The sequence below is a fragment of the Paenibacillus sp. FSL H8-0260 genome (genome assembly GCF_045040625.1).
GTDB classification, from domain to species: domain Bacteria; phylum Bacillota; class Bacilli; order Paenibacillales; family Paenibacillaceae; genus Paenibacillus_AQ; species Paenibacillus_AQ odorifer.
In genome coordinates, this window is record NZ_CP150298.1 from 6063932 (window position 1) to 6079140 (window position 15209).

Consider the following 15209-nt stretch of genomic DNA (forward strand, 5'->3'; position numbering starts at 1 on the left):
CATTGACTTCTCTTTGCAACAAAACTTGCTTCGGGAGCATACGTTTTGTTTTGTCTAAATGATAATGAGAGCCATTCTTAAGACCCCTAAAATGACACATGCTGCCCCGGCTTAGCCGGGACAGCATGAATGATAACTATGAGTAGTGAGAATGATAATCATTGTTGCAACAGTACAACTATATTTCCTTAGTGCAACTTATATTTTAATAATACCACCTTGAACGAAAAAGTAAACCCTACCTTCTGGGCTATTCGTCATAAATTTAGAATAACTTTTTCCTATCTTAGCTGCGTATTTTATTTAAAAGCTCGGATAGGACTTGCTCTTCAACTGGCGTCGAATAAGCTCCACCTTCAAAAGACTTCATCGCTCCAATTCCAGCTTGGAACACAAACCGTATACGCCCTTTGCGAACCTTTTTATCCGTATACATCTTATCAATCAGCATTCTATTTGTAATGGTTGCTGGTATTTCAGTCGGAAGTCCCGCCTTCTTCAACAAAGCAATCACACGCTGAGTTTGGTCAGCCGTTACATACCCCAACTGCTCTGCCAGCTGCACCTGAACCGCGAGTCCAATCGCAATAGCCTCACCATGTAATAATTCATAACCACTTAAAGCCTCTAACGCCCGGCCAGCAGTATGCCCCAGATTTAGAATTTGTCGCAGGTTGCTCTCCAGTTCATCCTTTTCCACCACGCTATACTTGATCTCACAATTATGAAAAGCAATCCGTTCGCAAACCTCTCGATCTAATACAAGTTCGCCATCTGAGGAGACCACTCGCTCCATATTCTGTTCAAGAAACTCAAAAAAGTCAGCATCCGCGATGCAGGCATGTTTGATTGTTTCAGCCAAACCACTACGAAGCTCACGTACCGGAAGCGTTTTCCAAGTGGCTAGGTCGATGTAGACCTTTTTAGGCTGATGAAAAACACCAATTAGATTGGTTGCAACTGGTGTATTCACGCCCGTTTTACCACCAATTGAAGCATCCGCTGCTGCTAAAAGGGTAGTTGCATAGTTCAAACTTGGCACTCCCCGACCAAATGTTCCAGCCAAAAAACCTGCCAAATCCGTTACCGCTCCACCTCCGATGGCAAGGATACAGCAATCTCGTCCGTAAGAACGGCTTAATAGCCGGTCCTCCAGCTGTGCCTTCGTTTCTCGGGTTTTAGACTTCTCTCCAGCAGGGAAAGAAAATAACTCCGCTTGAAAATCATTCTGATGCAGTTGTTCCAGCAAGGCTTGTCCATACAGGGCTTCAACTTTTGAATCTGTAACAATCGCGAATTTGCTTACATTCTCGACAATTCCATGTTTCAAATCCTCGATCAGAGCGCCAAAAAGACCTTCCCCAATCTCAATATCGTAAGAATGATCTACAACCTTTTGCAGGCCAACTCTAAAATTTGTAGACATCTACAGCACCCCTATTCAGCAAGATGCTAATAAAATTCGAGCCTCCACTCTCATTATCCTGTTTATGTAAAATGTAAGGAGAAGCTGGAAACAAATGCGGAGGTTCCAAAACTAATGTTGTCTGTAGCTATTGGTGATAGTCCAGAGGATCGGTACAGATTAGTTTGAGTGCGGGGGTTGAGTACGGAGTTGAGTGCGGAGGTTAAGTGCAAAGTATGAATACGACACGATTGATAAGCGTATGATGCAAGTTGCTCGCAAATGTAGCTACTATCGGACTCAGCTGACCCTAATCGCTGATTTTAAACACATTTGGTATTCTAACGGACCCCATTGCAGCTATTGACCTGAAAAGCACCAAATATGTACCTCTTCCTAACGAATAGCGTCTCTCGTGTCCGAAACCATGCTTAAAAAGCTAAAATCAGGCAAATAGCGTCATCTGGGTCCTTAAGCATCAGGGGGCGGAGGAGTGCAGAGGTTGAGTTCAGAGTTTGAATGCAAAGCATGAGTGCAAATTAGTTTAAGTGCGGTGGTTGGGCACAGGGTGGGAGTGCGGAGGTTGCATCCAAAAGCATGAGTGCAGGTTAGTTTAAGTACGTAGGTTGGGCACAGGGTAGGAGTACAGGAGGTTGAGTGTGGAGGTTGAGCGCAAAGTATGAGTACGACACGATTGATGGATGTATGATGCAAGTGCTCGCGTATGAAGCTACTATCGGACTCAGCTGACCCTAATCGCTGGTTTTAAACACATTCTGTATTCTAACGGACCCCATTGCAGCTATTGACCTGAAAAGCACCAAATATGTACCTCTTCCTAACGAATAGCATCTCTGGTGTCCGAAACTACGCTTAAAAAGCTAAAATCAGGCAAATAGCGTCATCTGGGTCCTTAAGCATCGGGGGTTGAGGAGTGCGGAGGTTAGTGCAGACTTTAAATGCAAAGCATGAGTGCAAATTAGTTTAAGTGCGGTGGTTGGGCACAGGGTGGGAGTTCGGAGGTTGAGTTCGGAGGTTGCATCCAAAGCATGAGTGCAGATTAGTTTAAGTACGTAGGTTGAGCACAGTATTGAGCACGGAGGTTGAGCACAGTATTGAGCACGGAGGTTGAGTATAGTGATTGAGTAAAGGGATATATGTACGCTGTTGAAGCAGGTAGCTAACGACCAAAAAAACAAAGCAACGATTCTCCGATAACCGGATAATCGCTGCTCTGAAGTCTTTTTTCGATTCTTATATGAGCTGCACCGTATCGTTCAGCAGAAAAAGCTTACTGCCTTCCCCCGGCGGCAGTATCCAGCGTTTCACGCTGCCTGGCGATCCAGATCAGGCAGGCCGCTCTCAGCAGCGCTTCGGTCCGCTGACCGGCGCTGCAAAAGATCCCGCTGAGCCCGATCTGATACAGATCGGCCAAAGCCGACGCCGCCGGTGTCCCCGCGGCGAGCACCACCGCCGCCGGCTTCACGTTCGTCACGGCGGCAAAGATCTTCCCCGCCGCCAGGGCGAATTCCTCCGCGGCGGTCTCTTCCGGCGCGTGCTCGCCCGCCGCGCCGTCCAGCACTAGGAAATCGGCGATACGCGCGATTTCCGCAGCGGCGGCAGGCTCCACATCGGGCGCGATCAGCGCCCCGATGCGGCATGCCGCCGCATAAGCGTGGCCGAGTGTCTGATCGGCCACGTCTTCGATGAATTCGCGCTTTGCGGCGAATTCGGCTGCGCTTGCGGTGTAGGCGACCAGCAGGTCAAGGCGGCAATCGCCGCCTTGCCGCTGGCTCTCCGCCACCGCAGCGAACAGCGCTTCGAGCTGCGCGTCCTGAAGCGCGGCAAGCTTAGCGGGCTGCGCCACCGCAAGCGACTCTGGATGCAGCAGGGTGACCGCTGCCCATTCACCATCTGGCGATTCAAGCAGCTCGGCAACAGCTGCGCGCAGACGATAAGAGATTCGCTGCAGAATACGCGCTGTTTGGAGTTCATCCTCGCTAGATAACCAGTTCTCATAAAGACAGAACAGCTCTGGTTCCAGCAGCCATTCCTCACTCCGTATCAAACACGGGCCCGCTTGAACAGTCCTTGTTCCTTCCCGTCCAGCAAGACGTTCTTCTCTTCCTTCACGCAGCACTAGGAATGTCGATGGTTCCCCCGGCCGCTTAAAATAAGACCGCTTCAAAGGCTCAATGACATCCCTCTGCTCTACTCCAGCGATAAATTCTGCGGCAGCGGAGGCTACGGATCCAGCTTGGCTCATTTCCATTCCCACAGTCCGATCACCAGCCTTATACATGAACTTGAACGGGCGCTCTTCACTACTCCGCAAACCATCCTGCTGACGTTCACCCTTCATCCTCGCACCCACCCTTTATCTTTGGATTGCTGCCGGTATGCCAAGCTATATAACATAAGCGACCGACATTTCATTACCTACCTCACTTATAAATACGGGAGCCACACCTGAAATATGCAAGCGTTGCCAAATCCGATGAATATTCCAACTTTTTTAGGCAACAAAAAAAGCATTACCGCAGAGCGGTAATGCTTTTCGAAATATAAACTTCTATTGTTGACTGGCAGCAATAGCTTGCTCCAGATCATAGATAATATCATCAATGGACTCCGTCCCGATCGACAAACGCAGCAATTCCGGCGTTACTCCGGCTGTGATTTGCTCTTCATCCGACAGCTGTGCATGGGTTGTGCTCGCTGGGTGGATGATCAATGACTTGGAATCCCCAACATTCGCTAAATGAGAGAACAGCTTCACATTCTCAATCAGCTTACGTCCCGCAGCACTTCCACCTTTAATACCGAAAGTAAGGATCGCACCTTGGCCTTTAGGCAAATACTTTTGCGCTAATTCATGAGATGGATGCGTAGGAAGTCCCGAATAACTTACCCATTCCACATCTGAATGTGCCTCCAAATATTGCGCTACCCTCAGCGCATTCTGGCTATGACGTTCCATCCGCAAATGAAGAGTCTCCAGACCTTGCAGCAGTATCCAAGAGTTGAACGGTGAAATCGCCGCCCCTAAATCGCGAAGCAATTGAACGCGGGCTTTAATAATATAAGCAATCGGGCCCACCGCTTCCGTATAAACCACTCCATGATAGCTTGGATCTGGCTCCGTAAGACCTGGGAATTTACCGCTTGCCTTCCAATCAAATTTACCGCCGTCAACAATAATCCCGCCAATGGATGTACCATGTCCGCCGATAAATTTGGTTGCCGAATGGACAACAATGTCTGCACCATGCTCAATCGGACGCAATAAATATGGACTTGGGAACGTATTGTCTACGATGAGAGGAATCCCATGTTCATGGGCGATCGCTGCAACTGCCGCAATATCCAGAACATTTCCCTGTGGGTTGCCGATTGTTTCTGCATACAAGGCTTTGGTCTTATCTGTAATCGCAGCACGGAAGTTCTCAGGATTATCCGAATCTACGAAATGTACCTTAATACCAAGCTTAGGCAGTGTTGTCGAAAATAAATTATAAGTCCCGCCATATAGGCTTGCTGCAGATACAATTTCATCCCCAGCGCCCGCAATATTTAGAATGGAAAAGGAAATAGCCGCTGCCCCGGAAGCTGTAGCAAGCGCACCTGCCCCGCCCTCAAGTGCTGCCACACGCTGTTCAAATACATCCGTAGTTGGGTTCATCAGCCGAGTATAAATATTACCGAATTCTTTAAGCGCGAACAGATCCGCTGCATGATCAGCATCCCGGAACCCGTAGGAAGTGGTCTGATAAAGCGGTACAGCACGTGAGAAAGTAGTTGGATCAATTTCCTGGCCTGCATGGACAGCCAAAGTTTCAAACGACAGCTTGCGATCTTCTGACATAGGTATTTCCTCCCCTATAATTAAGTATAGAAATGATTAACAATTTTGAATTGTACCCATTCTCTCACAAACCACGTCATTTGAAAAGAAAAAAATCTCATTATTCCGGTGTGAATTATTGTACTTTGGTCAAATGCTTCTGCTAGTGTCCTCTACCTACTGGATAACGCTTTCAATATAAATTAATAAAAACCTCAACCTTATGTATAAAACACAATCGCTAATCAAGCTGATCGGTTAATAGTTTGAATCAGGACAGCGGCGAATGAGCTTGTCCTCCTCACTCGCCGCTTCCGATTCAGCCCTTCGGCTTAGTAATTGCTTTGGCTTGTTTCGCCTTTAGCAATCGCTACACCACCACTAGTTCCAATACGGCTTGCACCTGCTTGTACCATTACATGTGCATCTTCTGCACTACGTACACCACCGGAAGCTTTTACCCCGATATTAGGTCCAACTGTAGCACGCATAAGCGCGATATCTTCTTTCGTTGCCCCGCCTGTAGAGAATCCAGTGGATGTTTTTACGTAATCTGCTCCGGCCTCAACAGATAGCTTGCAGGCACGAACTTTTTCTTCTTCCGTTAACAGACAAGCCTCAATGATGACTTTTGTCAGGGCTTTGCCGCGCGCTGCATCTACAACAGCTGCAATATCACGTTTAACCAGCTCATCGTTGCCATCTTTTAATGCTCCGATATTGATGACCATATCCACCTCGCCTGCACCTTTAGCGATAGCATCGGTAGTCTCGAATACTTTGCTCTCTGTTGTCGATGACCCCAGCGGAAAGCCGATTACTGTACATACTTTAACCTCAGGCGTATCTTTCAGCAATTCATGGGCAGTAGCTACCCAAGCAGGGTTTACGCAAACAGAAGCAAACTTATAAGTTTTAGCTTCCTCCGCCAATTTAATAATGTCTTCTTTCCGTGCATCTGCTTTAAGCAGTGTATGATCAATGATCCCCGATAGTGTAATTTCGCTCATTTTTATTATTCCTCCATGATTTGGATAGTAGTTTTTTTCATCTCTGTAATCATACCAATAGAACTGTGCTTTGCAAAGCAAACAGGGTGGGCATGCCTACCTCAAACCTTAATTTGTGCAGATTTTATGGATTTTAAGTAGTTTCTCATTCCCTAAATTATCTTTTTAAAAAAATAAAGGTTTAATCCCCTAAACTTTCCCAATTAAAAATACGATAATAGTCTTAGATAAATAGGTTTTTTTATCCTATTCATCAAAATTTTTCTTAGATAAAACTTAGGAGGAGATTAATCAAAAATGGGAACCTTCAATTTCGCCACAAATGCTGCACATCAAAAACTGAATGTACAAGTCGAAGGAACTATGTCGCCAGAAGATGCAGGACGTTTCATTAATGAGTACAACCAAATCATAAGTGCATTCGACCCGAAACAATATGAGATCATCCTAGATTGCAAGACATTGAATGTATCCTCAAAGGACACACTTCCCATGCTTGAGCAATGCTACATACTGTACAAACAATCCGGATTTAAAAAAGTAACCTTTATTATTGCCAAAAGCCCTGTCCTAAAAATGCAGTTAAGCCGAGTGGCACGGGCAACGAAATTAGAAAATTACGAAATTATTGAAGCATAGGAGGCGCCACTTGGGACATATAGCGATTCGCCAAGCTGCTTATTACCACCCAGAGCATATCGTAGATAACGAATATTATCTGAAGCATTTTCAGAGTATGGGCAAGGACATCAAACGATTCCTAGAAGTCATGGGTCGCGACCGGAGATACATCGTAAAAGAACAGGGTGAAAATGCTCTGACGATGGGATTAAAGGCTGCCCAAAAAGTGCTTAGCGAAGCGAATTTGCAAGGTGAGGATATGGACATGATCATGTTCGCTTCACAGACGCCAGAGTACACCTATCCTACCAATGCACTTCTCCTACACCGTATGCTTCAAGGTAAACACCGGACCATTACGCAGGATTCCAATGCTAACTGCGCAGGAATGGTCTCCGCCGTGGAGCAGACAAGTCGTTATATGCAAGCCAACCCCAGCATCAGGTACGCACTCGTTGTAGGAAGCGACTACAGCTCAGTGAACTGCAATACAGATGATGAAATTACTTACCCTAACTTTGGGGACGCCGCAGCAGCAGTGATTCTAGAGCGCAGCAGTGAGCATGCAGGCTTCATAGATTCCCTTTATTACACCGATTCTGAAGGCTCCGAGAATATTATGTTCCCGGCCTGCGGCCTGTCGAATATTTATCAAGAGGGTATGACCCCAGAGCAGATTCGGATACGGTGGACCCCTTTTGACGGTACAGTGTGTGTGGATGCGGCTATAGCGGATATGAAGGAGCTTCTCTCACGCAACGGTCTGACTACGGATGATATCTCTGCATTCTGCCTTTCACAATTCTCACTGAAAAATATCGAGCTCATCCAAATCGGACTTGGGCTAACCGCAGAAAAGTTCATTTATGTAGGCGACGAGTTCGGCTACACAGCCACAAGCAGTCCTTTTATCGCCTTTCAACGCGGAGTCGAGGACGGACGAATCAAACGTGGCGATTATGTCTTCTTTTGGTCAGTTGGCGCTGGCTGGCAAATTCCTACGATGCTTTATCAATATTAATAGCATAAAAAGCCCTACTTCTATAGAAGTAGGGCTTTCCTATCAGAGGATCAGTTGTTGATACACTATGGGCTGTCCTTATTGCCAAACCCGAAATTATATAAGGTAAAATAGGGAGAATTATTGCGTACGAGCCACTATCGGACACAGCTGACCTTATAGGCAGCCTAATTGCACATTTGGGAAACTATCGGACCCCATAGCCGCTATTGGCATAAAAAACACCAAATCCGAACCTCTACCTAATGGATAGCGCCACTGGAGTCCGAAGCCATGCTCCTAAGCCTTAAAACTTACAAATAACATCTTCTGAGTCCGTAAGCGTAAAGGGATAATAAATACTCTGTTGAAGCAGACAGCTACGATCTCAATCACAGAACAGCAAATTGTGAAATAAATCTGAAACCCAATAATGAATTATTTAGTCAGAGATTGAACATCCACAAAAGGTGTGGCTCCCCCTGTTACAGATGGCAACACGCCGTTCCATTTTTCCAGCGCTTTCTCCTGAACCTCAATTTGCTTCAGCTGCACCAGCTCAGGTGTAACCTCTTGCTTCTTAAGTCTTAAAGATTCAGCCTCTGCTTGCGCCTGGGCGATTTTTTGCTTCGCTTCAATTTCAATCCGCCGGAGATCATTTTCGGCCTTCAATGCCTGCTGCTGGGCGACCTGCTTTGCTTCAATCGACTGGTTAAATGCCTCCGAGAATTTAAAGTTAACGATGTTAATATCGTTGACGATCAGGTCATATTTTGCCAGCCTAGCGGTTAAGTGCTCACTGATCTCACTCGACACTACATCACGACGCGTAATCAAATCCTCTGCTGGATATTTGGCTGTCACTTCTTTAACGATTTCTTGAATGGCCGGATTAATAATTACACTATCAAAATTACCTCCGATATTGTTCATCAGATTAAAGGCGGAAGCCTTATTTACGGAATAGTTCACCGCCACATGTGTGGACACGGGCTGAAGATCTTTTGAAGAGGCTGAAGTATCGGTCTCCGCCTTCGTTACCTGTGTATTGACCTGAATCACCGTCTGAATAAATGGAATTTTAAAATGAATGCCGGGTGACAATGTATTGTCATTTAATTTACCAAAGGTTTTGTATAAACCTACATGCCCATATTCCACAGATACAAAAGAGTTCGCGCCGATCAACAATACAATAAGCACCGCTGCAATACCGGTGACTATTTTTCCCGGACGCAGCTGTTTCAATTTCGGATTCATTTGCATATTCATCCAATACCCCTCCTAGATTATGGATAATCATTCAAGCTTAACCGTCTATACGGAGGTTTAGGGTAAATGGTCGCAGGAAATATTTCAACAGCAGTGGTCATGGCGTTACCGCTCTGGGATCAATCCTTCTACGGTCAACCGGAATTTCTTGCTCTGCTTGTCCCCGCTATTAGAAGCTTCATATATTCCTTCATCCGTTAGCACCACGGAGTCCGCCTTTAAAGCATCATTAACAAAAGTTATCTCAGCGTGATCAACATTCCAGCGGTAAATATAGGCACTCATTGGATTTCCATGTGCGGCTACACCCTCAAAAGATCCATCCTGATCAACATCCAGCTCTTTGGAATGTCCGGTATCAATTTGCAGCAAACCCGAGGGGTTACCGCTCTCGTCGATTAAATAATAGTTACTGAGCGAGTTATTTGCTCCTAGTCCCCCGGTGATTTTCAACACCTTTTCGCTAAATAGCCGCACTACTTCTACCTTGATATTCTCCGGTTGACGATAATTATAAGTTCCTATCGCCCCTAGACTGTATTGTCCTTTGGAAGTAGAAGTTCTGGCATACACATAGTCTTCGTCACTAGCCATCGTATACACACTCACTTTGACTCCTCCAAAATCCTCCAGCTTCTTCTCTGTAATCAAAGTAGCGCCTGTGGGTGGAGCACTTAGTTGAGAGACTATGGGCATTGTATCCACCAGGTTCCACTCCAGCTTAATGAGGTTAGCAGCGGTGTTTGTTGGCTTCGGTCTTGAGGTGTGGTAGTCGTTAGCCGATTGAGCGGGGGATGGGTCCACCTGAGGTTGGCAACCTGCCAGCAGATTCATTAGAAGCAAGGCTGTCAGCGTAACGGATTTATGTAAAGGAAACATCCTTGATCACTTCCTAACCTCTTTTTAAAAATAAATCTTTCACTAATCATAGATGAAGTTAGGCATTCAAATGTTACTTTTAGGAGGCGGGAGGGTTAATTTATTGTCTTTTGAGGACCTACTTCGATCAAAAAAAATTAAATTGGCATACAAAAAACCCGCATCAAATGCGGGTTAAGGTTAGCTATCCAGAATCAAGAGCCTAGCAGTTCACGCGCCAGCAGCCGGTAAACCTCCAGCCGTTTCTCCTGCGAATGTGGGATGCTGCATATCATTGCTTCTTGGAATCCATATTGTGCTTGTTCTTCTTGCAAACGTACGGCGATGTCTTTAACCGCACCAACTAAATGAATCTTGCGCCCTTCCTTGATTGACATCCGGTCAATTTCCGATAGCGAAATGTTCTGAGCTTCTTCTGGTGTCAGCACCTGAGTAATCCGGCCCTTACTCATCATCAACCGAAAAATATCCTGCGGTAATGCTTCATACTCAGCTTCTTCCTTCGTTTCTGCTGTGGTCACCATATAGGATACACTGATCTCTGGTTTGTCCATAAAGATAGAAGGCTGGTAGTTATTACGGTAATGGTCCAAGATTTCATTACTCATCGCACCATTAAAAAATTGTGCGAAGGAGTATCCGACCCCCATTTGTGCAGCTTTTCGCGCGCTATTGCCGCTCGAGCCTAACAACCATACTTCAGGGAGCGCCACCTTCGTTGGAGCAGCGAGATTTTTGGCATATAGCTCATCTTCCGGAATCTGATCACTGAGCAGCTGCATGGTAATGCCAAGCTTGTCATACATATTATGCAGCATTAACTCACGGCCTTCAGATAAAGCGTACATGGCGCTTGTATCGCCACCAGGAGCTCGTCCCACACCAAAATCAATTCTCCCCGGGGAAAAAGCACTTAACGTTTTAAATACTTCAGCCAGCTTAAGCGGAGAATAATGCATCATCATTACACCGCCGGTGCCGATTCGAATACGATTGGTCTTGGCGGCTAAACGGGCAGCCGTTACTTCCGGAGCTGAGCTAGCAAATGTATTTCCGCCATGGTGCTCTGCCATCCACATTCTGCTATATCCCAGCTCATCTGCTAAAATAGCGAGTTCTTCTGCTTTATTCAGGGCACCTTCCGCAGTGTTGCCGCTTGTCACGGGTGCCTGATCCAATATGCTTAATCTCATGCGAATACATCCCTTCTTTGGTTAGATGACCATTTTATTACTAACCCATTCCTCTAGGGCTGCAATCTTATCTTTAAAGCGTTCACCACGCATTTCCTCCGACAACGAAGCAATAGTCTCCCGCTTTAATACGGCTTTCCAAGAGGATTCAGCTTCTTCCATCAGATTCGATAACAGGCAGCAGCTGTCTTCTTTTTCTAAATCCAACATATCTACCAGAATACCATTCGATGAATACAGCGACTGCTGGCCTTCCACCGCGAGGTAAACGTCATATACACGAATATCTTCAGGGCTTTTCTTTAATTTAAAACCGCCTTTAATGCCGGGAACAGACGTGATGATATCTGCGGTTACCAGCTTTCTTAACAGTTTCTGAAAATAGGTCGCCGATGCTCCGAGCTGCTGGCTAATCGCTTCCCCAGACAACACCGCCTTATCCGGCAGCATGTTGAGTAGAACCAGTGCATATACCGACTGCTCTACCCCTGTTTTCATATGCATGTACAGCACCTCGATTTACGTAAATAGCTTGATTCAAACTGTAGATAATACCATCCGCGTATAAAGCGGATAAACATTATCCACTTTATATTTTATATTATTTTAAACCCAAAGTAAAACCTTGCTGGCCTTTCTTCCAGTTAATATCTGCTATAAAAAAAAGATCGCGCATATAGCGCAATCTTTTTTTTATATGGATAATCCCACCCGCTGAACCAGCTGTGAGCTCTGGTCATTAAGTCCGGTAATGGTGACTTTTTTACCATGCTCGGCGTATTTGCTCATCGTCTTCGCTATGGCATGGACAGCGGATTGGTCCCACACATGGGAGTGTGAAAAATCGATAATAATATGATCCGGATCGCTATCGTAGGCGAATTCATGAATGAAGTGGCTTGTCGTGCCGAAGAACAACTGGCCGGATACCGCATATGTTTTGGAAGAGGTTGCTTCCTGAACAGTTAGGCGGATCGAAGCTATTTTCCAAGCAAACGTTAAAGCACTTAGCAGAACTCCAAACAAAACCCCAATAGAAAGGTTGTCCGTAACCACCACAGTGACCACCGTCACAATCATAACCAGCGCATCGCTTAGCGGAATACGGGTTAAAGTTTTGAGTGAGCCCCATTCAAAGGTGCTGATACAGACCATTATCATTACGCCGACGAGCGCCCCCATCGGGATCTGCTTCACCACATCGCCAAGTACGATAATTAAGAATAATAAAAAGATCCCTGATACAAACGTGGACAGACGCGTGCGTCCTCCTGACTTCATGTTAACCATCGATTGGCCAATCATCGCACAGCCTGCCATCCCTCCGAAAAAACCAGTGACTACATTCGCAAGCCCCTGTCCCTTCGCCTCTCTGTTCTTATCACTACCTGTGCCCGTAATATCATCTATTAAGGTGGCAGTCATCAGGGATTCCAATAGCCCAACTACAGCCAGCGAAAGTGAATATGGCAAAATAATAAGCAGCGTATCCAGCGTAAATGGGATTTGTGGGAGATGGAATAGTGGCAAAGTTGCTGTAATATTCCCCATATCGCCTACGGTTCTTACGTCCAGATGAAGAGCGATGCTAAGAATAGAAACAATAACAATCGCTACAAGTGCTGAAGGTACGGCTTTGGTAAACCGAGGAACCGTGTAGATAATAAGCAAGGTCAGAGCTACCAGTCCGTACATCACCCAGCCTTGTCCTTTAAAATGGGTAAGCTGTGCCATAAAAATTAGTATCGCCAGCGCGTTGACAAAACCCGTCATGACCGGCTGTGGCAAAAAGGTGATAAACCGCCCCAGCTTTAGCATCCCCATCAATATCTGAAACACACCAGCCAGTACAGTTGCCGCGAACAGATACTCTATTCCGTGTTCTAGTACGAGACTTCCGACTAACAGAGCCATAGCTCCCGTAGCCGCCGAGATCATTCCGGGTCTGCCTCCGGTAAGTGCCGTTACAATCGCAATGCAAAAAGAGGCATATAAACCAACCATCGGACTTACTCCCGCCAGGATCGAAAAAGCGATCGCTTCAGGAATCAGCGCAACGGCTACGGTCATCCCCGATAAAATATCGGTTCGAGTGTTAGAAAACCACCCATTATTTAAGGTAAGCTGCTTCAAAATCTATTTTCCTCCTGTGACTATTAAAATGTGTGGATCTTTTGTCAGAAAAGACCCGGGGCCGGTGCAACGCTAATGTTGCTTATTGTACTCGACCCACCTTCACCTTCACAAAAAGATTAGTTAGACTTGTAAGCGCTTATACACCTCATTTTCTAGCGAATCCTTAAAATATCATGCAAATTCTATATTTCTAGATTACCGGTACAATCCGGAAGCCTTCACTTCATTAAAGAAGGTGTTGAATTCATCAATGTTCAGCTGCTGAGCGGCATCAGACAATGCGGTTGCAGGATCAGGATGCACTTCCACCATTATGCCGTCAGCTCCAGCTGCGAGTGCGGCTTTCGCACATGGAATAAGGATGTCTTTGCGGCCTGTCGAGTGAGTTACATCAACCAATACTGGCAAATGACATTCCTGTTTGAGAATTGGCACTGCTGAGATATCAAGCGTATTGCGGGTCGCTTTTTCATAGGTACGAATTCCACGTTCAATCAGCATGATCTGTGTGTTTCCACGAGACATGATGTATTCCGCTGCATGGATGAATTCATCGAGTGTGGCAGCCAATCCACGTTTCAGCAGCACCGGCTTGTCGACTTCTCCGACCGCTTTTAGCAGCTCGAAATTATGCATATTACGTGCACCGATCTGGATGATATCCACATAATCAAGTGACTCTTCAATATGTCTTGGATCTACAATTTCGCTGATGGTCAGCAGTCCATATTCATTTGCTGCTTCTCGTAATATTCTTAAACCGTCCATTCCCAGTCCTTGAAAATCATAAGGTGAAGTCCGAGGCTTGAAGGCACCGCCACGCATTACACGTACTCCGGCTTTTTGCAGGGCGGCAGCTACGGTGCGAGTCTGTAGTTCACTTTCCACGGAGCAAGGACCGGCTACCATCAGTGAAGAAGCACCGCCAACCGTTACATCTCCCGGCAGAACAATCACTGTATCCTCTTTGTGGCTCTTTCGGGCTACCAGTAAAGTTTTTTTATGATCATCTGTTTGTAAGTCCAGAGAAGCTGAGAAAATTTGTTTGAAGAGGCTACGGATCGTCCCGTTAGTGAAAGGGCCTTTGTTGCTCGCTACGAGCTTATCCAGCATCTGTTTTTCCCGTTCTGGATCAAATTTAGGGACACCTTGTTTTTCTTTAACTCCTCCAATCTCCTGAACAATCTTAGCCCGCTCGGAGATCAGCTCCAGCAATTGCCCATTAATTTCATCCAGACGACCTCTAAGAACATCCAATTCCACGTTACTCATTACCCTTCCACTCCCTCTTTTTGTTATAATTTGGAACGCAAAAAGGCCCCCCGTCGCAAGGGACGAGGAGCCGTGGTACCACCCTTATTTAGAATTAACCCGAATACTAGCACAAAGGAATAGAATCTCATATTCCCCTGACTAAGAATTAATTCTGTCTTTCACCCGGTAACGCGGGGCGCGGGCCTCCCTACTCATACCTGCCACAACCTGTGACAAACTACTTCAGGGGCCGACTCGGAAGTGAACTTCGGCATTAATCGTCTCATGAGGGTGCTCTCAGTCTCCGGCACGCCTTCCCTGTTAAGATCCGCTATAATGCTTACTCTCTTCGTCATAGTCCTTATCTATGTCAGCGCGGCTTTTGCGCTGGTTTCTGCTATCTTAATCAAAAAACGTTCCCGATGCAAGATAATAATGGAACGCAGAGTAGCTTTAACGCAATAAATTTTTTTGACTGATCCATACCCATTATCTATCCTATTCCAACCTTGCAATTACGGTTCCAATTCCTTCAAGCTGAATTGTTTGACAGCGATAATTGAATTGTTTACAATTTAATTATTATAAATATTTC

The 15209-nt window shown here is 45.9% G+C and carries 12 protein-coding genes; 2 read left to right on the plus strand and 10 right to left on the minus strand.

Annotation, left to right across the window (positions count from 1 at the left end; all coding sequences use genetic code 11):
- Positions 1-286: 286 nt before the first annotated feature.
- The 4 genes from aroB to deoC all read right to left on the minus strand — a co-directional run bounded on the left by aroB (position 287) and on the right by deoC (position 6259).
- Positions 287-1426: a 3-dehydroquinate synthase gene (gene aroB, locus MHI51_RS26890; RefSeq protein ID WP_076185442.1), complete on the minus strand. Its 1140-nt coding sequence runs from the start codon at positions 1424-1426 to the stop codon at positions 287-289.
- A gap of 1270 nt (positions 1427-2696) precedes the next feature.
- Positions 2697-3767: a hypothetical protein gene (locus MHI51_RS26895; RefSeq protein WP_405173385.1), complete on the minus strand. Its 1071-nt coding sequence runs from the start codon at positions 3765-3767 to the stop codon at positions 2697-2699.
- 210 nt (positions 3768-3977) lie between these two features.
- Positions 3978-5270: a homocysteine synthase gene (locus MHI51_RS26900; RefSeq protein ID WP_405173386.1), complete on the minus strand. Its 1293-nt coding sequence runs from the start codon at positions 5268-5270 to the stop codon at positions 3978-3980.
- 311 nt (positions 5271-5581) lie between these two features.
- Positions 5582-6259 carry a deoxyribose-phosphate aldolase gene (deoC, locus tag MHI51_RS26905; RefSeq protein WP_076219608.1) on the minus strand — a complete coding sequence of 226 codons (678 nt, stop codon included), beginning with the start codon at positions 6257-6259 and terminating at the stop codon, positions 5582-5584.
- 297 nt (positions 6260-6556) lie between these two features.
- Here deoC and MHI51_RS26910 point away from each other — a divergent pair, with 297 nt between their 5' ends.
- Both MHI51_RS26910 and MHI51_RS26915 read left to right on the plus strand, forming a co-directional pair.
- Positions 6557-6898 carry a hypothetical protein gene (locus MHI51_RS26910; RefSeq protein ID WP_076219607.1) on the plus strand — a complete coding sequence of 114 codons (342 nt, stop codon included), beginning with the start codon at positions 6557-6559 and terminating at the stop codon, positions 6896-6898.
- Positions 6899-6908: 10 nt separating this feature from the next.
- Positions 6909-7901, plus strand: a complete 993-nt coding sequence (locus MHI51_RS26915) for a ketoacyl-ACP synthase III (RefSeq protein WP_076277142.1) — start codon at positions 6909-6911, stop codon at positions 7899-7901.
- Between the two features lie 417 nt (positions 7902-8318).
- Here the strand turns inward: MHI51_RS26915 and MHI51_RS26920 are convergent, their stop codons facing one another.
- The 6 genes from MHI51_RS26920 to MHI51_RS26945 all read right to left on the minus strand — a co-directional run bounded on the left by MHI51_RS26920 (position 8319) and on the right by MHI51_RS26945 (position 14632).
- Positions 8319-9152, minus strand: a complete 834-nt coding sequence (locus MHI51_RS26920; RefSeq protein ID WP_076128733.1) for a prohibitin family protein — start codon at positions 9150-9152, stop codon at positions 8319-8321.
- Positions 9153-9257: 105 nt separating this feature from the next.
- A complete protein-coding gene (locus MHI51_RS26925; protein ID WP_405173387.1) occupies positions 9258-10031 on the minus strand; it encodes a hypothetical protein in 774 nt (257 codons plus the stop codon).
- A 194-nt stretch (positions 10032-10225) separates the two neighbouring features.
- Complete coding sequence (locus tag MHI51_RS26930; RefSeq protein ID WP_076128737.1) at positions 10226-11224, minus strand: LLM class flavin-dependent oxidoreductase; 999 nt, start codon at positions 11222-11224, stop codon at positions 10226-10228.
- A 21-nt stretch (positions 11225-11245) separates the two neighbouring features.
- A complete protein-coding gene (locus tag MHI51_RS26935; protein ID WP_076137019.1) occupies positions 11246-11728 on the minus strand; it encodes an Rrf2 family transcriptional regulator in 483 nt (160 codons plus the stop codon).
- A gap of 189 nt (positions 11729-11917) precedes the next feature.
- Entirely contained in the window at positions 11918-13360 is a 1443-nt protein-coding gene (locus MHI51_RS26940; protein WP_405174078.1) for a SulP family inorganic anion transporter, read from the minus strand.
- Between the two features lie 195 nt (positions 13361-13555).
- A complete protein-coding gene (locus MHI51_RS26945) occupies positions 13556-14632 on the minus strand; it encodes a bifunctional 3-deoxy-7-phosphoheptulonate synthase/chorismate mutase (RefSeq protein WP_076185451.1) in 1077 nt (358 codons plus the stop codon).
- Positions 14633-15209: the final 577 nt, after the last annotated feature.

Excerpts from the sequence above, each read along its gene's own strand:
- aroB (WP_076185442.1), bottom strand. The coding sequence starts at position 1,426 with ATGTCTACAAATTTTAGAGTTGGCCTGCAAAAGGTTGTAGATCATTCT.
- MHI51_RS26895 (WP_405173385.1), bottom strand. The coding sequence starts at position 3,767 with ATGAAGGGTGAACGTCAGCAGGATGGTTTGCGGAGTAGTGAAGAGCGC.
- MHI51_RS26900 (WP_405173386.1), bottom strand. The coding sequence starts at position 5,270 with ATGTCAGAAGATCGCAAGCTGTCGTTTGAAACTTTGGCTGTCCATGCA.
- deoC (WP_076219608.1), bottom strand. The coding sequence starts at position 6,259 with ATGAGCGAAATTACACTATCGGGGATCATTGATCATACACTGCTTAAA.
- MHI51_RS26910 (WP_076219607.1), top strand. The coding sequence starts at position 6,557 with ATGGGAACCTTCAATTTCGCCACAAATGCTGCACATCAAAAACTGAAT.
- MHI51_RS26920 (WP_076128733.1), bottom strand. The coding sequence starts at position 9,152 with ATGAATATGCAAATGAATCCGAAATTGAAACAGCTGCGTCCGGGAAAA.
- MHI51_RS26925 (WP_405173387.1), bottom strand. The coding sequence starts at position 10,031 with ATGTTTCCTTTACATAAATCCGTTACGCTGACAGCCTTGCTTCTAATG.
- MHI51_RS26930 (WP_076128737.1), bottom strand. The coding sequence starts at position 11,224 with ATGAGATTAAGCATATTGGATCAGGCACCCGTGACAAGCGGCAACACT.
- MHI51_RS26935 (WP_076137019.1), bottom strand. The coding sequence starts at position 11,728 with ATGCATATGAAAACAGGGGTAGAGCAGTCGGTATATGCACTGGTTCTA.
- MHI51_RS26945 (WP_076185451.1), bottom strand. The coding sequence starts at position 14,632 with ATGAGTAACGTGGAATTGGATGTTCTTAGAGGTCGTCTGGATGAAATT.